The 17,876-nt window shown below is 72.2% G+C and carries 19 protein-coding genes; 8 read left to right on the top strand and 11 right to left on the bottom strand.

Annotated elements, in window-relative coordinates; genetic code table 11:
• Positions 1-13: 13 nt before the first annotated feature.
• The 6 genes from ACICHK_RS32715 to ACICHK_RS32690 all read right to left on the bottom strand — a co-directional run bounded on the left by ACICHK_RS32715 (position 14) and on the right by ACICHK_RS32690 (position 5,940).
• Positions 14-703 carry a GntR family transcriptional regulator gene (locus ACICHK_RS32715; protein WP_406839709.1) on the bottom strand — a complete coding sequence of 230 codons (690 nt, stop codon included), beginning with the start codon at positions 701-703 and terminating at the stop codon, positions 14-16.
• Between the two features lie 118 nt (positions 704-821).
• Complete coding sequence (locus ACICHK_RS32710) at positions 822-1,823, bottom strand: proline racemase family protein (RefSeq protein ID WP_406839708.1); 1,002 nt, start codon at positions 1,821-1,823, stop codon at positions 822-824.
• A gap of 260 nt (positions 1,824-2,083) precedes the next feature.
• Positions 2,084-2,986 (bottom strand): dihydrodipicolinate synthase family protein, encoded by a 903-nt coding sequence (locus ACICHK_RS32705; RefSeq protein ID WP_406839707.1) that lies wholly within the window; start codon positions 2,984-2,986, stop codon positions 2,084-2,086.
• Between the two features lie 59 nt (positions 2,987-3,045).
• Positions 3,046-4,500, bottom strand: a complete 1,455-nt coding sequence (locus ACICHK_RS32700) for an FAD-dependent oxidoreductase (protein WP_406839706.1) — start codon at positions 4,498-4,500, stop codon at positions 3,046-3,048.
• Positions 4,493-4,792, bottom strand: coding sequence for a (2Fe-2S)-binding protein (locus ACICHK_RS32695; protein WP_151471192.1), 300 nt, complete (start codon positions 4,790-4,792; stop codon positions 4,493-4,495). The genes ACICHK_RS32700 and ACICHK_RS32695 overlap by 8 nt, the downstream gene beginning before the upstream one ends.
• Positions 4,789-5,940 (bottom strand): NAD(P)/FAD-dependent oxidoreductase, encoded by a 1,152-nt coding sequence (locus tag ACICHK_RS32690; protein WP_406839705.1) that lies wholly within the window; start codon positions 5,938-5,940, stop codon positions 4,789-4,791. Before ACICHK_RS32690 ends, ACICHK_RS32695 begins: the two co-directional genes overlap by 4 nt.
• Before the next feature lie 393 nt (positions 5,941-6,333).
• Here ACICHK_RS32690 and ACICHK_RS32685 point away from each other — a divergent pair, with 393 nt between their 5' ends.
• The 4 genes from ACICHK_RS32685 to ACICHK_RS32670 all read left to right on the top strand — a co-directional run bounded on the left by ACICHK_RS32685 (position 6,334) and on the right by ACICHK_RS32670 (position 9,871).
• Complete coding sequence (locus tag ACICHK_RS32685; protein ID WP_406839704.1) at positions 6,334-6,852, top strand: toxin-antitoxin system HicB family antitoxin; 519 nt, start codon at positions 6,334-6,336, stop codon at positions 6,850-6,852.
• Between the two features lie 103 nt (positions 6,853-6,955).
• Positions 6,956-7,798, top strand: a complete 843-nt coding sequence (locus ACICHK_RS32680) for a hypothetical protein (protein ID WP_151471195.1) — start codon at positions 6,956-6,958, stop codon at positions 7,796-7,798.
• Positions 7,799-8,099: 301 nt separating this feature from the next.
• Complete coding sequence (locus ACICHK_RS32675) at positions 8,100-9,092, top strand: ATP-binding cassette domain-containing protein (RefSeq protein ID WP_406841377.1); 993 nt, start codon at positions 8,100-8,102, stop codon at positions 9,090-9,092.
• The gene (locus ACICHK_RS32670; protein ID WP_151471196.1) at positions 9,089-9,871 is read left to right on the top strand and encodes an ABC transporter permease; all 783 of its coding nucleotides are present in this window, start codon (positions 9,089-9,091) and stop codon (positions 9,869-9,871) included. The genes ACICHK_RS32675 and ACICHK_RS32670 overlap by 4 nt, the downstream gene beginning before the upstream one ends.
• A gap of 100 nt (positions 9,872-9,971) precedes the next feature.
• On the opposite strand, the gene ACICHK_RS32665 is transcribed toward ACICHK_RS32670, so the two are convergent.
• The 4 genes from ACICHK_RS32665 to ACICHK_RS32650 are packed head-to-tail and all read right to left on the bottom strand — an operon-like array spanning position 9,972 to position 14,009.
• Positions 9,972-10,787, bottom strand: coding sequence for an ABC transporter permease (locus ACICHK_RS32665; RefSeq protein ID WP_151471197.1), 816 nt, complete (start codon positions 10,785-10,787; stop codon positions 9,972-9,974).
• A 10-nt stretch (positions 10,788-10,797) separates the two neighbouring features.
• Complete coding sequence (locus ACICHK_RS32660) at positions 10,798-11,688, bottom strand: ABC transporter permease (protein ID WP_406839703.1); 891 nt, start codon at positions 11,686-11,688, stop codon at positions 10,798-10,800.
• Between the two features lie 7 nt (positions 11,689-11,695).
• Entirely contained in the window at positions 11,696-12,904 is a 1,209-nt protein-coding gene (locus ACICHK_RS32655) for an ABC transporter substrate-binding protein (RefSeq protein ID WP_406839702.1), read from the bottom strand.
• Positions 12,905-12,935: 31 nt separating this feature from the next.
• Positions 12,936-14,009, bottom strand: coding sequence for an ABC transporter ATP-binding protein (locus ACICHK_RS32650; RefSeq protein ID WP_406839701.1), 1,074 nt, complete (start codon positions 14,007-14,009; stop codon positions 12,936-12,938).
• A 122-nt stretch (positions 14,010-14,131) separates the two neighbouring features.
• Between ACICHK_RS32650 and ACICHK_RS32645 the strand changes: the two genes are divergently transcribed.
• Together ACICHK_RS32645 and ACICHK_RS32640 are read left to right on the top strand one after the other, a co-directional pair.
• Positions 14,132-14,950: a FadR/GntR family transcriptional regulator gene (locus tag ACICHK_RS32645; protein ID WP_406839700.1), complete on the top strand. Its 819-nt coding sequence runs from the start codon at positions 14,132-14,134 to the stop codon at positions 14,948-14,950.
• Positions 14,907-15,686: a hypothetical protein gene (locus ACICHK_RS32640; RefSeq protein ID WP_406839699.1), complete on the top strand. Its 780-nt coding sequence runs from the start codon at positions 14,907-14,909 to the stop codon at positions 15,684-15,686. The genes ACICHK_RS32645 and ACICHK_RS32640 overlap by 44 nt, the downstream gene beginning before the upstream one ends.
• A 28-nt stretch (positions 15,687-15,714) precedes the next feature.
• Here the strand turns inward: ACICHK_RS32640 and ACICHK_RS32635 are convergent, their stop codons facing one another.
• The gene (locus tag ACICHK_RS32635; protein WP_406839698.1) at positions 15,715-16,374 is read right to left on the bottom strand and encodes a hypothetical protein; all 660 of its coding nucleotides are present in this window, start codon (positions 16,372-16,374) and stop codon (positions 15,715-15,717) included.
• Between the two features lie 269 nt (positions 16,375-16,643).
• Between ACICHK_RS32635 and ACICHK_RS32630 the strand changes: the two genes are divergently transcribed.
• Both ACICHK_RS32630 and ACICHK_RS32625 read left to right on the top strand, forming a co-directional pair.
• Positions 16,644-17,300 (top strand): helix-turn-helix domain-containing protein, encoded by a 657-nt coding sequence (locus ACICHK_RS32630; protein ID WP_406839697.1) that lies wholly within the window; start codon positions 16,644-16,646, stop codon positions 17,298-17,300.
• Between the two features lie 32 nt (positions 17,301-17,332).
• A complete protein-coding gene (locus ACICHK_RS32625; protein ID WP_406839696.1) occupies positions 17,333-17,863 on the top strand; it encodes a toxin-antitoxin system, toxin component in 531 nt (176 codons plus the stop codon).
• Positions 17,864-17,876: the final 13 nt, after the last annotated feature.

The raw sequence follows: 17,876 nt of genomic DNA, 5'->3' as shown, positions 1-17,876 counted from the left end.
CGCGGCCGCTCCCTCAGGGAGCGGCCCACAGTCCGCGGACATGGCCGAGGTGGCGGGTCATCACCGCGCGCACGGCGCGTTCGTCGCGCTCCAGGAGCGCGTCGAGCAGTTCCAGGTGCTCCCGCGCCGATTCCTCCAGGCGGCCCGCCCGGACCAGCGCGTCGAGCCCGTACAGGCGCGAACGCTTGCGCAGGTCGCCGACGACCTCGACCAGATGGGAGTTGCCCGCGAGGGCCAGCAGACCGAGGTGGAAGCGGCTGTCCGCCTCCACATAGGCGATGAGGTCGCCGGCCGCCGCCGCGGTCACGATCTCCCGGGCGGCCGGGCGCAGTGCCTCCAGCGAGACGGGGTCCGCCGTGGCGGCCAGGCCCACGACCGTGGGGATCTCGATGAGCGAGCGGACGTGGGTGTATTCGTCGAGCTGCTTCTCCGAGACGGCCGTGACCCGGAACCCCTTGTTCGGGACCGTGTCGACCAGCCCTTCCTTGGCCAGGTCGAGCATGGCCTCGCGGACCGGCGTCGCCGAGACGCCGAACCGGGCCGCGAGCGTGGGCGCCGAGTAGACCTCGCCGGGCCGCAGCTCTCCCGCGATCAGCGCGGCGCGCAGCGCGTCGGCCACGCGCTCGCGGTAGCTGCTCCGCCTGCCGCCCAGCGCGGGCAGGTCGGGAGCGGCTGGGGGTGCGCTGCTGCGCTGGGCGGCCATCGGGGTCTCCTCGTACGGGCCTCGGTGCCTCGGTGCGCCCTCGTCCTGCCGCACCGTGGCGGAGTGCCATGTCACGTGTTACCGGGGCTCCAGTATCCACGGCCCGGCACGGGACCGCTCACAGGACGAACCCGGCCGGGAACGGGTCCGTAGGGTCGAGCAGGTACTGGGCGGTTCCCGTGATCCACGCGCGCCCGGTGAAGCTGGGCAGCACGGCGGGGAGTCCGGCGACCTCGGTGGTGCCGAGCAGTCGTCCGGTGAACCGCGTCCCGATGAAGGACTCGTTCACGAACTCGGTGTCCAGCGGGAGTTCGCCCCGGGCGTGGAGCTGGGCCATGCGCGCGCTGGTGCCCGTACCGCAGGGAGAGCGGTCGAACCAGCCGGGGTGGATCGCCATCGCGTGCCGTGAGAAACGGGCCGTCGCCCCGGGTGCGTACAGGTGGACGTGGTGGCAGCCCCGGATGGACGGGTCCTCGGGGTGCACGGGCCCGCCGTCGGCGTTGACCGCGTCCATGAGCGCGAGTCCGGCCGCCAGGATCTCGTCCTTGCGGGAGCGGTCGAAGGGCAGGCCGAACCGCTCCAGCGGCAGGATGGCGTAGAAGTTCCCGCCGTAGGCCAGGTCGTACGTCACCGTGCGCCCGTCGGCGAGGGTCGCCTCGCGGTCGAGGCCGACGGCGAAGGAGGGCACGTTCCTGAGCGTGACCTCCCTGGCCGCGCCGTCCTCCACGGCGACCTCGGCGACGACGAGACCGGCCGGGGTGTCGAGCCGGATCGTGGTGACGGGCTCGACGACCTCGACCATGCCGGTCTCCACCAGCACGGTCGCCACCCCGATCGTGCCGTGTCCGCACATCGGCAGATAGCCCGACACCTCGATGTAGATCACGCCGTAGTCGCAGTCCGGGCGGGTGGGCGGCTGGAGGATCGCCCCGCTCATCGCCGCGTGACCGCGCGGCTCGTTCATCAGGAGCTGCTTGATGTCGTCGCGGTGCTCGCGGAAGTACAGCCGCCGCTCGTTCATGGTCGCGCCGGGGACCGTGCCGATCCCGCCGGTGATCACCCGGGTCGGCATGCCCTCGGTGTGCGAGTCGACGGCGTGCAGGACGAGTTTGCTGCGCATGGGGCTCCTGGCTCCTCGGGGGGCGGGGGCGGTGTCGGCCGGTGGGTGGGTCGGGGCCGCGCCGGTACATCCGCCCGCATCCGGACGGATCTCAGCGGGGTGGCGAAGTGGACGCGGGTGATGATCCGTCCGGATGCGGGCATCCGATGTACCGGCACGTCCCCTCCCGCGCGTACCCGGCTGCGGGTGCGTCCTGGCCGGCGCCGTGGGCTTTGACCGATGGGGGTCAGGCGCGGGGCTGCGGGAGGGGCGGTGGCGGCTCAGGCGAGTCCTGCGGCGACGGCCCGTTCCGTGGCCAGGCGCACGGCGGCCTCCTGCTCGGGCAGCAGCGGGACGCGCGGCGGGCGCACCGGGCCGCCGTGGCGGCCGACGACGTCCATGGACAGCTTGATGGCCTGGACGAACTCGACCCGGGAGTCCCAGCGCAGCAGCGGGTGCAGCTGCCGGTAGAGCTTGCCCGCCGTGTCGAGGTCGCCCGCGACGGCGGCGCGGTACAGCTCGACGCCCGCCCGGGGCAGCGCGTTCGGGTAGCCGGCCACCCAGCCCTTGGCGCCCGCCACGGCGAGTTCGAGCAGGACGTCGTCGGCGCCGATCAACAGGTCCAGTTCCGGCGCGAGTTCGGCGATGCGGTAGGCCCGGCGTACGTCACCGGAGAACTCCTTGACGCCTTGGACGAAGCCGGCCGCGTGCAGTCGCGCGAGGAGTTCGGGCACCAGGTCGACCTTGGTGTCGACGGGGTTGTTGTAGGCGACGACCGGCAGGCCCGCCCGGGAGACCTCCTCGTAGTGCGCGAGGACGGAACGCTCGTCGGCGCGGTACGCGTTGGGCGGCAGCAGCATCACGGCACCGCAGCCCGCGTCCCTGGCCTGCTCGGCCCAGCGGCGGGCCTCGGCCGAGCCGTACGCGGCGACACCCGGCATCACCCGGGACCCGCCGACCGCGGCGACGGCGGTCTCGACGACCGAGGTCCGCTCCTCGGGGGTGAGCACCTGGTACTCGCCGAGGGACCCGTTGGGCACGACGCCGTCGCAGCCGTTCTCGACGAGCCAGGCGCAGTGTTCGGCGTAGCGGCCGTGGTCGATCGAGAGGTCGTCGTTCAGCGGGAGCGCGGTGGCGACGAGGACTCCGTGCCAGGGACGGTGGCTGCCGGGGGTGACGGTCATGAGGTGTTCCTCGCTCTCGGTAGGGTGTGACATTGCACTGTGCGTCCCGGCGAGCCGGGTCATGGGTGAGCCGACGGGGGACTCCCGCCGGGCGGGCGGTCGTCGCAGCCGTTGTCCGCACCCGCGGAGGCGAGTTCGCCGAGTGGTACCGGTCGGGCCAGCATCCTTCGCGCGGGCGTCTGTTCGCAGCCGGCGAGTCCGGCGACGGCGGGTTCGCAGATCCGGCCCTGGCACCATCCCATTCCCGCGCGGGTGAGCAGTTTGACCGTCCGCAGGTCGCCCGCGCCGAGGTCGGTGACGGCCTCGCGGACGCGGCCTGCCGTGACCTCCTCGCAGCGGCACACGACGGTGTCGTCGGTGACCTGGTCGGCCCAGTGAAGGGGCGGTCGGTACATCGTTTCGAGCGTCGCCGCGAAACGGCGCGTTCGCGTCCGGACCCGTGCGGCCCGGGCGGCGGGGTCGGGTGCGGTGCCGTGCAGCCGGGCGGCCGCCGACCGGCCCGCGATATGCCCCTCGGCCAGGGCCAGTTCGGCCCCGCCGATGCCCGTGGTCTCCCCCGCGGCCCAGACGCCGGGTACGTCGGTGCGCTGTTCGTCGTCCACGGAGACGTTCACCCCGTCGACGCGACAGCCGAGCGCCTCGGCGAGGTCGGTGTGCGGGATCATCCCGTGCCCGACGGCGAGCGCCTCGCACGGGATCCGCCGCTCCGTCCCGGGCCGCACCCGCCCGTCGGGGCCGAGCGCGGCGACGGTGACGGCTTCGAGACGCCCCTCGCCCTCGGCCTCGACGACGGTGTGCCGCGGGAGGAACGGGACACGACGGCGGAGTAGACGGGCCGCGTACCGGGCTCCCTCGGCGGCTTTGCCGGGGGCGGACGCCAGCGCCCCGGCCGCGCGCGCCAGCCTCCGGGGGTCGAGGGACTCCACGAGCGCCGCGACCTCGACCCCGGCGGCCGCGAGTCCGGTCGCGACGGGAAGCAGCAGTGGTCCGCTCCCCGCGACGACGGCTCTGCGGCCGGGCACGACGAGACCGCCCTTGAGCATGGCCTGGGCCCCGCCGGCGGTCACGACCCCGGGCAGGGTCCAGCCGGGGAAGGGCAGCACCTTCTCGTATCCCCCGGTGGCCAGGAGCACGGCGTCGGCCCGCACGGCGACGGAGTGCTCCTGGAGCGGGCCGATGAGCGCGTGGACGGTGAATCCCGGTCCGGCGCCGGGTGCCCGACCCGTCCGCTCGACCGTCCAGACGTGGTGGTCCGGCAGGTGCTCGACCGTGCCCGCCTCCAGGTGTGCCGCGAGCCCCTGCTCCAGGCGCTCCCACGTGCTCCACCGGTGGTGCAGGGCCGAGGGCCGCCGGGCGCCGAGGCCGCTCGCGGGGCGGCGGTAGAACTGTCCGCCCGCCGCCGGGGCCGCATCGATCAGGGTCACGCGGACACCGCGCGCCGCCGCGGCCAGGCAGGCGGCGAGACCGGCCGGCCCCGCGCCGATCACCGCGAGGCGGTGGGGTCCGTCAGTCATCGTGACCGGTGCCCTCCTGCGTGCGGATCGCGTCGCCGGGGGCGAGCCGGACCAGGCAGGCCCGCTGGTTGGGACGGTCGTTGACCGTGACGAGACAGTCGAAGCAGACGCCGATGCCGCAGAAGACCCCTCGGGGGCGCCCGGTGTCGCGGGTGCTGCGCCACGAGGTCACGCCCTCGGCCCACAGCGCGGCGGCGACGGTCCGGCCGGGCAGCACGTCGATCGTCCGGCCGTCGAGGGTGACGGTGAAGGCGGGCCCGGGCTCGGCCCGTACGAGGTCCAGGGGGTTCACACGGCCTCCTCGGGGAAGCGGTCGGGCCGGAACGGCGTGAGGTCGAGGTCCGGTGTCCTGCCCGCCAGGACCTGCGCGATCAACCACCCGGTGCCGGTGGACAGTCCGATGCCGGCCCCCTCGTGCCCGCAGGCGTGGAAGAGACCGGGCGCCCGGGGGTCGGGGCCGACGGCGGGCAGATGGTCGGGCAGGTAGGGCCGGAAGCCGAGGTAGGTCCGCAGGGCGCGCACCCGCGCGAGGAACGGGAAGAGCCGGGTGGCTCCGACGGCCAGCTCCCGGACGACGGGCAGCGAGAAGGACCGGTCGAAGCCGACCCGTTCCCGGCTCGCGCCGATCAGGACGGGACCGGCGGCGGTCCCCTCCACCACCGGTGACGTCTGGAGGGCGGCCGAGTCGCTGGCGACGTCGGCCACGTAGTCCGCCGCGTACACCTTGTGCCGCACCCGGCGCGGCAGGGGCTCGGTGACCAGGACGAATCCCCTGCGGGGCAGCACGGGAAGGGTGACGCCCGCGAGCGAGGCCACCGCGCCGCCCCACGTTCCGGCCGCGTTGACGACGGCGGGCGCGTGCAGCTCGCCCCGGTCGGTGCGCACCCCGCGGACCGAGCCGTCCTTCCCGCGCAGCACCTCGGTCACGGTGTGCCCGGTCAGCAGCCGCGCGCCCGACGCCCGCAGGAGGTGCGCGGCGGCGAGGGCGGGCATCACCTGGGTGTCCTGCGGGTAGCGGACGGCGCCGGCGAGCCCCGGCGCCAGGTACGGTTCCAGATCGCGCAGTCGATCGGCGGCGACCGGTTCGGCCAGCACGCCGGCCGCCCGCTGGCCCGCCGCGAACGTCTCCAGCGCGGTCAGGCCCTCGGGGGTGGACGCCACGACGACCCCACCCTTGGCCTCGTACTCGACCGCCCGCGCGTACTCCTCGGCGAGGTCGGCCCACAGGCGCCCGGAGAGCAGGGCGAGGTCGAGTTCGGGTCCGGGCGCCTTGTCGGAGACGAGCAGGTTCCCCTCGCCCGCGCCGGTCGTCCCCCCGGCCACCGGGCCCCGGTCCACCACGGCGACGTCGAACCCCTCGCGAGCCGCGTACAGGGCACAGGCCGCACCCACCATTCCGGCTCCGACGACCACGACATCGCAGGTAACAGGCTGACTCACGCCAGTACTATGTCACATACCGCAGTCCCCGTCCCCGAGTCGGACAGGAATCCCCAGGAGTCGGGCGGAAGTCGGCCGGGAGTCGGCCATCGATGGCGTGCCACCTCCGCCTCCGAAGTACGCGGCGGCCCTTCGCCTGGATGCGCGCGCCCTCCGACCCCCTCGTGGCACAACATGGTGCCGCGTGGCATCACTCGGCGCCATCCGGTGCCACATGGCGCCATCCGACACCACCAGCCACGCACCCTTGGTGCGCAGGCATATGTGGCACCATTCCGAGCCAGAAATCCTGTCTCTCATTTCCGCAGGTCAGGCTCATTCCGGCAGGCGCTTGCCGCCAAGAGGTGCCACTCGGGCTTGCATGTGGCACCACAGTGGTGCCACGATGTTGTCATGGACCTCACTCCGTATGTCGACAGCCTGCGCCACGAACTCGCGGTGGCCGCCGAAGCCGGCGGGGACGAAGCTCGGCAGTTGGCCGAGCGGCTCACCGCTCCGCTGGAGTCGGCGACACGTCTGACCATGCTCAACGTGCTCTCCGCCGCGATGGACGAGATCACCCGCGAGCTCGCCCCCGGCTCGGTCGACGTACGGCTGCGGGGACTGGACCCCGATTTCGTCGTGACACCGCCTCCCTCCTACTCCGGCACCACGGAAGTTGTGGAGGCACCTGTCGAACCGGTCAGGGCGCAGCCGCCCGCCGAGGGCGACGAGGGTGGCACCGCGCGCGTCAACCTGCGTCTGCCGGCCCATCTCAAGGCGCGTGCCGAGGAGGCCGCGAACCAGGAGGGCCTGTCGGTCAACGCGTGGCTGGTGCGGGCCGTGTCGGCCGCGGTCGACGGCGGAACGCGGCCCCGCACGACGGGCAGGGTCCGCACGGTCGGACAGAGCTTCACGGGCTGGGTGCGCTAGCGGCATCCGCGCCCCGTCACCGGCGCCACATCACCCGCACCACTTCACCCACACCGCCCCCACCTGCGGGGACGGTCCGCAGACTCAAGAGGACGGGACAGCCATGCCTTCTTTCGACACTCCCCAGCCCATCTCGGTCACGGCCGAGGTGGCCGCCGGTTCCATCCGTCTCACCGCCGGCGACCGCGCCGACACGGTCGTCGAGGTGCTGCCGCGCGACCCGAAGCGGGACAAGGACGTGCGCGCCGCGGAGCAGACCGAGGTCGTGTACGCGGGCGGCGTCCTGACGGTCAGGACCAAGCACCGGCCCCTCGTCGGCCCCAGCGGTCTCGTCGACGTGACGGTCGGCCTGCCGGCCGGCTCCCAGGTCGACATGTCGGGCTCCTGGGCCCAGATGTTCGGTGAGGGACGGCTCGGCGAGGTCCGGGTGAAGACCTCGGCCGGGGACGTCCGCCTCGACACCACCGGCCCGCTGACCCTGACCGTGTCCCACGGCCTGGTCACCGTGGACCGGGTCGAGGGCCCGGCGGAGATCACCAGCAGCACCGGCAACGTGCGCGTCGGCACCATCGACGGCCCCGCCGTCCTGAAGAACGCGCACGGCACCACGACCGTGGGCACGGTCACCGGCGAGACGCGGACGAGCAGCACGAACGGGGGCATCGACATCACGCGCGCCGGATCCTCCGTCACCGGCACCACGACCAACGGGCACGTGCGCGTCGGCGAAGTCGCCCGCGGGGAGATCCTGTTGGAGACGTCCAACGGCTCCATCGAGGTCGGTGTCCGCGCGGGCGTCGCCGCCTGGCTCGACGTCAGCTCCAACCGCGGGCAGGTGCGCAACCTGCTCACCGAGTCCGAGGCCCCGGAGCGGACCGAGGGCACCGTCTCGGTCCGGGCGCGGAGCAACTGGGGCAACATCGACATCGTCCGCGCCAAGTCCTGACCCTCCTCGTCAAGTCCTGACCCTCCCCGCCACCGACGCCACCACTCCGTCACCGGCCCCCTCCCCGAGCCGCCGCCCCTCCCTCCACGAGCCGCCGCCCCTCTTCTCGGGGCCGCTCCCCCGCGGCCCCGTCTCTCGGGCTCCTGGGCCCTGTCGCGGCTCCCCCGGCAGCTCCTCTCGCGGCGCCCGTTGCGGCCTCCGCCCCGCCCCAGCGCCCCGCGCTTCCTCCACCTCCCCCTCTTTTCTTCCAGCACCTCCATCACCCAGCCTCCGAACGGGAGAGCCCATGTCTTCATCTGTCATGCCCACGCCCAGAAGGGGTGACGGACCGCAGGCCCCCGCCGCCGTCTCCGCCGTCGGTCTGCGCAAGGCGTACGGCGACAAGACCGTGCTCGACGGCATCGATCTGCGCATCCCGGCCGGCTCCGTCTTCGCGCTGCTCGGGCCGAACGGCGCCGGCAAGACCACCACCGTGCAGATCCTGTCCACACTCGTCGCCGCCGACGGCGGGCAGGCCCAGGTCGCGGGCCACGACATCGCCGCCTCGCCCGACGGCGTGCGCGCCGCGATCGGCGTCACCGGGCAGTTCTCCGCCCTCGACGACCTGCTCACGGCCGAGGAGAACCTGATCCTCATGGCCGACCTGCTGCGCCTCGGCAAGCGTGAAGGGCGGTCCCGCGCCGGGGAGTTGCTCCAGCGGTTCGACATCGCGGACGTCGCCGACAAGCGGGCCGCGACCTTCTCCGGCGGGATGCGGCGTCGGCTGGACCTCGCCATGACGCTCGTCGGCGACCCCCAGGTGATCTTCCTGGACGAGCCGACGACCGGGCTCGACCCCCGCAGCCGCCGCACCATGTGGGACACGGTGCGTTCCCTGGTCGCGGGCGGCACCACCGTGTTCCTCACCACCCAGTACCTCGAAGAGGCCGACCAGCTGGCCGACCGCATCGCCGTGCTCGACAAGGGCCGGATCGTGGCCGAGGGCACGGCGGAGCAGCTCAAGGCGCAGATCCCCGGCGGCCACGTCCGCCTGCGGTTCACCGAGGCCGCCGACTACGAGCGAGCGGTCGCCGTCTTCCCCGGAGCGGCCACCGACGAGGAGAACTTGGCCTTGCGGGTGGCGGGCGACGCCGGCCTCGACGCGCTGCGCGTCCTGCTCGACCGGCTCGACGCCGCCGGCATCGGAACCGCCGACCTCTCCGTGCACACCCCCGACCTCGACGACGTGTTCCTCGCCCTGACCGGCGACGGCGCCGTCGGCACCCCGCTCCACGTCAAGGAGAACTCACGATGAGCACCCTCACCTACGCCGTGCACGACTCGATGACGATGCTGCGGCGCAACCTCAAGCACGCGGTCCGCTACCCGAGCGTGTCGCTCGGCGCCGCCATGATGCCGATCCTGATGCTGCTGCTGTTCGTGTACGCCTTCGGGGACTCGCTCGGCGCCGGAATGGGCGGCGGCCGGGACGCCTACCTGGAGTACCTGACCCCCGGCGTCATCGTCATGGGGGTGGCGGCCGGGGCGATGTCGACCTCGATCGCGGTCTGCTCGGACATGACGGAAGGCATCATCAACCGCTTCCGCACCATGAACATCACCCGCTCCTCGTTCATGACGGGCCATGTCGTCGGCAGCGTCGTCCAGACGATGGTGAGCATGGTCCTGGTCGTCGCCTTCGCGCTCGCCATCGGCTTCCGGTCGGACGCGAGCCCGCTCGAATGGCTCGCCGCCGCCGGTCTCCTCACGGCCGTCGCGTTCGCGGTGACCTGGCTCTCGGCGGCGCTCGGCCTGATCTCCAAGACCGTCGAGTCCGCGAGCAACAAGCCGCTGCTGGTGCAGTTCCTGCCGTTCCTGGGCTCCGCCTTCGTGCCGGCCGACTCGATGTCCCCGGGCCTTCGCTGGTTCGCGCAGAACCAGCCGTTCACCCCGATGACCGAGACGCTGCGCGGTCTGCTCTCCGGCTCGGCGATCGGTGACAACGGCTGGATCTCGCTCGCCTGGTGCGCCGGCATCAGCCTGGTGGGCTACCTCTGGTCGCGTTCGCTGTTCAACAGCACCACCAAGCGCTGACGGAGCCCGCCCGCGAGGGGCGGCCGGAGTCCGTGCACGACGGACCCGGCCGCCCCTCGACGGTGCCGGCCGGCCTTCCGGCGGGGGCGGTTCGGGGCCGTCAGATCCGGCTCCCGGTGGCCGTGTCCGCGGACAGCCGCTGCGCCGCGTAGATCGGGATCACCGAGAGCAGGACGAGCACGGCGGCCACGACGTTCACGACCGGCGCCTGCTGGGGCCGGGTCATGTTGTTGAAGATCCAGATCGGCAGGGTCTCGATGCCGGGTCCGGCCGTGAACGTCGTCACGACGATCTCGTCGAAGGAGAGCGCGAAGGCGAGCAGTCCGCCGGCCACCAGCGCCGAGCGCACCAGCGGGAAGGTGACGTCGACGAAGGCCCGGAAGGTGTCCGCGCCCAGGTCCATCGCCGCTTCCTCGTACGTCCCGGACGTACGGCGCAGTCGCGCCACGACGTTGTTGAAGACGACGACGATGCAGAAGGTCGCGTGGCCGACGATCACGGTGAACATGCCGAGTCCGACGCCGAGCGGTTCGAGCACCGTGCTGAACGCCGAGTTGAGCGCGATGCCCGTGACGATGCCGGGCAGCGCGATCGGCAGGACGACCACGAAGGAGACGGTGTCCCGGCCGAAGAACCGGTGGCGGGCGACCGCGAACGCGATCAGCGTGCCGAGCACCAGGGCGATCGCCGTGGCGCCGAGGCCGGCCTTGACCGAGACCCACAGGGCCGCGCGGGCGCCCTCGTTCTCCCAGGCGACCGACCACCAGTGGAGGGTGAGCCCGGACGGCGGCCAGCTCGCGCTGCGGTCCCGGTTGAAGGAGTTGACCAGGACGAGCGCGAGCGGCACGTAGATGAACGCGAAGCCGAGCCCGGCGGCGACGCGCAGCGCGATGCGCGCGGGACGGGAGAGTTGCACAGCGGGCTCCTCAGAGACTGCTCAGGGCGCCCGTGCGGCGCATCGCGAGGAGGTACACCACGATGACCACGACGGGGACCGTGCCGAGCGCGGCGGCCATGGGCAGGTTCAGTTCGATGTTGGAGTAGACGACGTTGCCGATGAGCTGGCTCTTGCCGCCGACGATCTGCACGGTGATGTAGTCGCCGAGGCTGAGCGAGAAGGTGAAGACCGAGCCGGCGGCCACGGAGGGGAGCACCATCGGCAGGACCACCGACCGGAAGGTGCGGCTCGCGCCGGCCCCCAGGTCCGCCGAGGCGTCCAGCAGGTTGGCGGGCAGCTGCTCCAGCGCGGTGTGGATCGGCAGGATCATGTACGGCAGCCAGAGGTAGGTCAGCGCGATGACCGCGGCCACCAGTCCGTACCCGGGTCCGCTCAGTCCCAGGGGCTTCAACGCCCAGTCGGCGAGGCCTCCTTGGGAGAGGATCAGCCGCCAGGCGTACACCTTGACGAGGTAACTCGCCCACAGCGGCGTGAGGATGGCGACGACGAGCAGCGGGCGCCGCGCGGGCTTGGCGATGCGGGCCGTGTAGAAGGCGACCGGGAAGGCGATCACCGCGCACAGGACGGTGACCGCGAGGGCGACGCCGACGCTGCGCAGGATCACCTGCCGGTACACGGGCAGGGTGAACAGCTGGTGGAAGTTGTCGGTCGACCAGACCTTCACCACCTCGGAGGTGAAGGAGTCCGTCGTCCAGAACGCGGAGACGAACAGGACGGCCAGCGAGCCGAGATAGAGCACCGCCAGCCAGAGCAGGGGTGCGGTCAGCAGCAGGGACAGCCGCAGCCGGGGGCGCCGGTGCAGGGTCCCGGCGAGCCGCCGGACGGGGGAGCGTCCGGCGGCCTGCGCGGTGGTGGTCATCGTCCGGTCAGCCCTTGATCTCGGTCCAGGCCTGGACCCACTTCGCGTACGGAACGCACTTGACGTCGGTGCGGCCGTCGAGGCACTGCTCGATGGGCGTGTTCCAGAAGGCGATGTTCTTCCAGTAGCCCTCGTCGGTGGCGTGGAAGGTGTCGCAGAAGGACTTGTCACTGGTGTACCGGCACGCCTCGGAGTTGGCGGGTGCCTCACCGAAGTACTCGGCCACCTGGGCGTTCACCTTCGGCGAGATGATCCAGTCCATCCACTTGTAGGCGCAGTTGGGGTGCTTGGCCTCGGCGGAGACCATCCAGGTGTCGGACCAGCCCGTGGAACCCTCCTCGGGCACCACGGCCTTCACCTTCGCGCCCTCACCGGCCGCGAGGTTGGCGATGACCTGCCAGGTGGTGCCGACCACGGAGTCACCGCTCTTGAAGGCGGAGATCTCCTTGAGGTAGTCGCTCCAGTACTCCCCCACGTTCGCGTTCTGCTTCTTCAGCAGGTCGACGGCCGCGTCGAACTGCTTCTGGTCGAGCGCGTAGGGGTCCTTGATCTTCAGCTCGGGCCTGGCCGACTTCAGGTAGAGCGCCGCGTCGGCGATGTAGATCGGCGAGTCGTACGCGGTGACGTGGCCCTTGTTCGCCGGGGCGTCGTCGAAGACCGCGGACCATGAGGTGGGGGCGGGGGTGACCTTCTGGGTGTTGTACATCAGGAGGTTGGCGCCCCGGCCGTGCGGGATGCCGTACATCTGGCCCTTGACGGAGTTCCAGGCGCCCTTCTTCAGGCCGCTGAAGACGTTCTTGTAGTTCGGTACGAGGGCGGTGTTGACCGGGGCCGCGTCACCCGAGGCGATGAGGCGCAGGGAGGCGTCCCCGGAGGCGGAGACCGCGTCGTACTGGCCGGTCTTCATCAGCTTGACCATCTCGTCGGAGCTGGCGGCCACCTTGGAGTTGACCTGGCAGCCGGTCTGCTTCTCGAAGTCGGAGACCCAGTCGACCTTCGGGTCGTTGGAGCCGTCCTCGACGTAGCCGGCCCAGGCGACCAGGTTGACCTGCCCCTCGGTCTTGCCGAGCTTCGACTGCGCCTTGAGGTCGGGCGGGTTGAGGCCGGTGGACGCGGAGGAGCCCGTACCGGACGATCCGCAGGCGGTGGCGGCGAGGAGCACCGCGACGGCGGCGGCGGCCTTGAGGGTTGGGGTGAGGCGCACGGCGTACTCCATACGTGACGTGACGGGGAACTGGGCGGGGAGGTCAGCGGGGGTCGGGGACCTGGACGGCGTGGCGGCGGTGCCACCGGAGCCGGACCCGGGTGCCGCGCAGGGCGGCGACGTCCTCGGAGGAGGTCTCCAGGTTCTGCTGGAGCGCGGTGAGGCGGCCGCCCGCGTCGAGGTCCACCAGGAAGCGGGTGGCGTCGCCGAGATAGACGACCTCGGCGACGGTGCCGGTGGCGGTGGAGTGCTCCGGGTCGGCGGCCGCACCGGCATCGGTGGACTCGGTGGGCTCGGTGCGCTCCGCGGACTCCTCGAGCACGCGGATCTTCTCGGGCCGGATGCTGTAGGTGCCCGGGGCACCGACGATCTGCTGGGCCGACTGTCCGTCGAGCAGGTTGGACGTGCCGACGAAGCCCGCGACGAACGCGGTGGCGGGACGCTCGTAGATCTCGGCCGGAGTGCCCACCTGCTCGATGCGGCCCCGGTTGAAGACGGCGACGCGGTCGCTCATCGTCAGGGCCTCCTCCTGGTCGTGGGTGACGAACACGAAGGTGATGCCGACCTCGCGCTGGATCGCCTTGAGCTCGACCTGCATCTGCTCGCGCAGCTTGAGGTCGAGGGCGCCGAGGGGTTCGTCGAGGAGCAGGACGCTGGGGCGGCCGACCAGAGCCCTGGCGAGGGCGACGCGCTGGCGCTGGCCGCCGGAGAGCTGGGCCGGACGGCGCCGGCCGAACCCTTCGAGGCGCACGTCGACGAGCGCCTTGCGGGCCCGGACCAGCCGCTCGGCCTTGGGCACCTTGCGGACCTTGAGGCCGTAGGCGACGTTCTCCTCGACGGTCATGTGGGGGAACAGGGCGTAGTCCTGGAAGACCGTGTGCACGTCGCGTTCGAAGGGCGCGAGACCGGTGACCTCCTGGCCGGCCAGTTCGATCCGGCCCTCGGTAGGGCTCTCGAACCCGGCGATCATCCGCAGCACGGTCGTCTTGCCCGAGCCGGACGGGCCGAGCATCGAGAAGAACTCGCCGTCGGCTATCTCCAGATCGACTCCGGCCACGGCGGTCGTCTCGCCGAACGCCTTGCGCAGGCCCTGGAGCCGGATCGCCTTTGCCTCCATGGGCGGGGAACCTTTCTGGTGCGGTGGTGCGTTGCAACACTGACCGGAAAGATATGAAGCCATAGTTCAAACCTCAAGACCCCCTTAGAGTAAAGGTTGAGTCAACGCACAAGGTGGTGACCGTGAAGCAACACAGGGGCGACGGCGTCCGCAGAGCCGTCTTCACTCCCGTGGACAACCGCGCGCGCGTCGAGACGGTCGTGCACCGGATCGGCGACGCCATCGAGCTGGGCCTGCTCGCCGACGGGGAGCAACTGCCGGGCGAGATGGAGCTGGCCGGGCAGCTCGGCGTGTCCACGGTGACCCTGCGCGAGGCCCTCATGGCCCTGAGGCAGCAGGGTCTGGTCACCACGCGGCGGGGGCGCGGTGGCGGCAGCTTCGTCTCGCTCCCCGAAGCCCCTGGCGAGGAACGGCTGCTGGCCCGGCTGGCCGGCTGGAGCACCGAGGAACTGCGCGACCTGGGCGACCACTGGGCGGCCCTGTCCGGAGCAGCGGCCCGGCTCGCGGCGCAGCGGACCGAACCGGACGACCTCAAGGCGCTGCGGCGCACCCTGGACGACCTGTCCTCCGCCGAGGACGCCGCCGCCCGCAGCCGCATCTACGGTCGCTTCCACGTCGAACTCGCCGCGGCGGCGCAGTCCGCCCGGCTGACGCGCGAGCAGGTCGTGCTCCAGACGGAGGTGGGGGCGCTGATGTGCCTGGTGCTCGGGGACGACGAATATCGTGAAGAAGTCGCGGACCGTCATCGCTCCGTAATCTCGGCCGTGCAAGATGGGGCGCACGAATCGGCCAGAACACTGGCCGAGCGGTGCGTGGTGGACTCGACGGCGCGGCTCATCACCCTGCGCCTCCAGATGCCCCGTGCCGTGTCAGGTCCGCGTCCACTGGAGGGCAACCGTGCGCAGGAGCCCCGGACCGGCCGGCGCGACGGCGACGCTTGACGTCTCCGCCGAGGCGGCCGTCGCCGCGCAGGTCCGCTGCACGCTGGAGGCCGTGTTCGACGCGGTCGCCGAGACCCGGGCCGACGCGACCGCGCTGCTCGCCCGCGTCGCCGCCGGGGGCCGCCGCCCCGCGACGGCGGACCTGGCGGCGCTGCGCCCGGGGCTGCACCTGCGGCTCACCCGGCAGGAACTGGTGTCGGGCGCCGGGTTCGTGGCCGCGCCGGGACTGCTCGGTGACGTACCGGCGTGGCTGGAATGGTGGCAGCAGGGCTCCGACGGGAGCCTGCGGCCACTGCTGCTCGACCTCGATCCGGCCCACTCCGCGTACTCGGACTACACGCACTGGGACTGGTTCGCCCTCCCCCGCGACACGGGGCAGCGCGCGGTCGCCGGGCCCTACGTCGACTACCTCTGCTCCGACGAGTACAGCCTGACGCTGTCCGCGCCGGTCCACCTGGAGGGCCGCTTCGTGGGGGTCGCGGCGGCCGACGTGTATCTGCGGCACTTCGAGGGCGCGGTCGTCCCGCTCCTCCAGCGGCTGCCCGGAGCCGCCTACCTGGTGAACGCGCGGGGCCGGGTGGCCGCGTCCGCCGACCCCGCCCATCTGGCAGGATCGCTCACCAAGGGGCCCGACTTCGCGGCCGTGCTGGCGGCGGCCCGGAGCACGCGCCACGGGGACATGCGGCTCGTCCCCTGCGACGGGGTGCCCCTCGTCCTCGTGATGCCGGCCGGCTGAACGGGTCGCGCCGACGGGTCAACGCGCGTCACACCGCGCGAAGCTCCGCCGTGCCGTTGCGCGTCCTGCGCGTCCTGCACGGGCCGCCCGTGACCGGCCGGACCGCCTCGCGCAGCACCAGGGTCATCCGCGAATAGCCCATGTCCCGCAAGGTCCGGGGGGTGTCGTCGACGATCCGGCAGTTCGTGCTGCCCCAGCGGGGATCGGGGTGGACCAGCGGGCGCACGGCGCCGTCGTGCTCGACCCCGCGCGGTCCGACCGCCCGGATCCAGTGCGGCAGGCCGTGCCGGTAGGCGGCGTCCATGATCGGGTCCTGGGCGATGTCCCGGCGGATCGACTGGAGTCCGCGGTCCTGGCCGTTGCGCTCCACCGCCGCCGCGAAGTGCGCGAGCATCGGCAGGCACCAGCTCGACTCGTGCTCACCGAGGACCGACCCCGCGTCCGGGTGGAACAGGACGAAGCGCAGGAAGTTGTCGCCCGGCATGGCGGTCGGATGCGCGCCGACCCCGCCGAAAAGTGTCTCGAACGCGGCGTTGGACAGCACGACGTCCCAGCGGTGGTCGAAGACGACGGAGGGGAAGGGGACGGCCTCGAGCAGCGTGGCGTAGTCCTGGAGGTACGCCTGTGCTTCGAGACTCTCGGGGACAGGTCGCGGCTGGGACCGCTGCCTTCCTGCCTGGTACGCCATCGGGAGGTCACCCCTCTTGCCTCTGCGGCCTTCACGCGGCGCCCCGATCCTGGTACCCGGGGCGCGGGCGTGTCAACTATCGTGGCATTTGGCGCTCGTTGACGGCTGAATCTCGCCACAGTTGTGGCGAGACCTGGATGTGAGTTCGAGCGACGGGCTAGGCTCCGGTTGGTCCCCGGTCTTTCCGCCGGGATGGTTCCTGACCCTCGTGTCCACATGGTTCCCGAATTTCGTGAGAGCCACCTGAGAGAGACGTAGGAGATCTGTCGGTGACGGATGGCTTCGAGGTTCCGTTCGCCACGGCGACGGTTCTGCTGCAGGCCGTCGTGGCCAGGGTCACCGCGCTCGCCGACCGGCTCGGCGTGCCGCACGCCGAGGTCTTCGACGTCCGGCGGCTGTCGGCCGAGTCCGGCGTCCCCGAACCCGTGGCGAAGGCCCTGCTGAGCGGCCGCCCCGCCGGAGAACCCGACCTGCAGGCACGCTTCCTGCAGCGTCTGGACCTGCTGCGCCGCACCCGGCTCAAGCCCAACGGCCGCCGCTACACGCAGCAGGAGATAGCGGACGGTGCCGGCATGTCGCGCCAGCAGGCGGGCGCCCTCATCAACGGCGACCGGCGCCCCACCATGGAGCACTGCGACGCCATCCAGCGCTTCTTCCGGGTGCACGCCGGATTCCTCACCGCGGAGGACTCCGAAGCGCTCGTGGGCGCCCTCCAGCGGTCGGAACAGGAACTCCTGCAACGGCTCGCCGACCGCGAGCGCGCCGCGGCCTCGGCCGCCCACGACCCGCTCGAGCGGCTGCTCCTCGACCACGGCGTCCGCGGAATCGCCTGGCGGGCCGCGCAGTTGCCCACCGACCAGCACCGCGACAAGGTCGCGGAATGGCTGGACATGCTCCTGGAGAGCGTCAAACGGCCAGAGTCGTGAGCCGGGGGAGATCAGTGGGCATCGGAAGGGAAATGCGCCGTCTGTGCGGCGAGCTGGTCTCGGAGCTCTCGCTCCCGGCGCCGGCGGCACCCACCGACCTCTACACCGCGCTGTGCGGCGCGATGAGCCGGCGCCGCGGCCGTCCCGTCCAGTTCCGTACGGCCGCCTTCCCGCCCGGCACCGCCAGCGGACTGTGGCTCGACATGGCCGAACAGGATCTGGTCGTCATCGAGGAACGCACCGCCCCCGACCACCAGTTGGTCATCCTCGGCCACGAGCTGTGGCACATGAAGGCCGGGCACTGCAGCCATCACGTCGACGGCACGGCCGTCGCGGCACGCTTACTCAGCGACGGCGCGGACCTCCAGGACACCGTCCTGAAAGTGGCCGCGCGGACCCGCTTCGACCTCGCCGACGAGCAGGAGGCCGAGAGCTTCGGCCTCCTGCTCGCCAGCAAGTGCCGCACCTGGCTGGCCGGTTCCTCGCTGCGCGGCCCGGTGCAGCGGCACGGTCTGGCCGGCCGCATCGAAGCCTCCCTGGGCTGTCGCGGGCCACGGGGCTGAAGGACCCGGGGCC

Source organism: Streptomyces sp. AHU1, from assembly GCF_045343905.1.
GTDB classification, from domain to species: domain Bacteria; phylum Actinomycetota; class Actinomycetes; order Streptomycetales; family Streptomycetaceae; genus Streptomyces; species Streptomyces triticiradicis.
This window is presented reverse-complemented; position numbering and strand designations above follow the sequence as displayed.

Coding starts and splice junctions, on each gene's coding strand:
- ACICHK_RS32715 (WP_406839709.1), bottom strand. CDS start 703: ATGGCCGCCCAGCGCAGCAGCGCACCCCCAGCCGCTCCCGACCTGCCC.
- ACICHK_RS32675 (WP_406841377.1), top strand. CDS start 8,100: ATGCCCACGCCCAGAAGGGGTGACGGACCGCAGGCCCCCGCCGCCGTC.
- ACICHK_RS32705 (WP_406839707.1), bottom strand. CDS start 2,986: ATGACCGTCACCCCCGGCAGCCACCGTCCCTGGCACGGAGTCCTCGTC.
- ACICHK_RS32700 (WP_406839706.1), bottom strand. CDS start 4,500: ATGACTGACGGACCCCACCGCCTCGCGGTGATCGGCGCGGGGCCGGCC.
- ACICHK_RS32685 (WP_406839704.1), top strand. CDS start 6,334: ATGGACCTCACTCCGTATGTCGACAGCCTGCGCCACGAACTCGCGGTG.
- ACICHK_RS32655 (WP_406839702.1), bottom strand. CDS start 12,904: ATGGAGTACGCCGTGCGCCTCACCCCAACCCTCAAGGCCGCCGCCGCC.
- ACICHK_RS32650 (WP_406839701.1), bottom strand. CDS start 14,009: ATGGAGGCAAAGGCGATCCGGCTCCAGGGCCTGCGCAAGGCGTTCGGC.
- ACICHK_RS32625 (WP_406839696.1), top strand. CDS start 17,333: ATGCGCCGTCTGTGCGGCGAGCTGGTCTCGGAGCTCTCGCTCCCGGCG.
- ACICHK_RS32670 (WP_151471196.1), top strand. CDS start 9,089: ATGAGCACCCTCACCTACGCCGTGCACGACTCGATGACGATGCTGCGG.
- ACICHK_RS32635 (WP_406839698.1), bottom strand. CDS start 16,374: ATGGCGTACCAGGCAGGAAGGCAGCGGTCCCAGCCGCGACCTGTCCCC.
- ACICHK_RS32710 (WP_406839708.1), bottom strand. CDS start 1,823: ATGCGCAGCAAACTCGTCCTGCACGCCGTCGACTCGCACACCGAGGGC.
- ACICHK_RS32680 (WP_151471195.1), top strand. CDS start 6,956: ATGCCTTCTTTCGACACTCCCCAGCCCATCTCGGTCACGGCCGAGGTG.
- ACICHK_RS32660 (WP_406839703.1), bottom strand. CDS start 11,688: ATGACCACCACCGCGCAGGCCGCCGGACGCTCCCCCGTCCGGCGGCTC.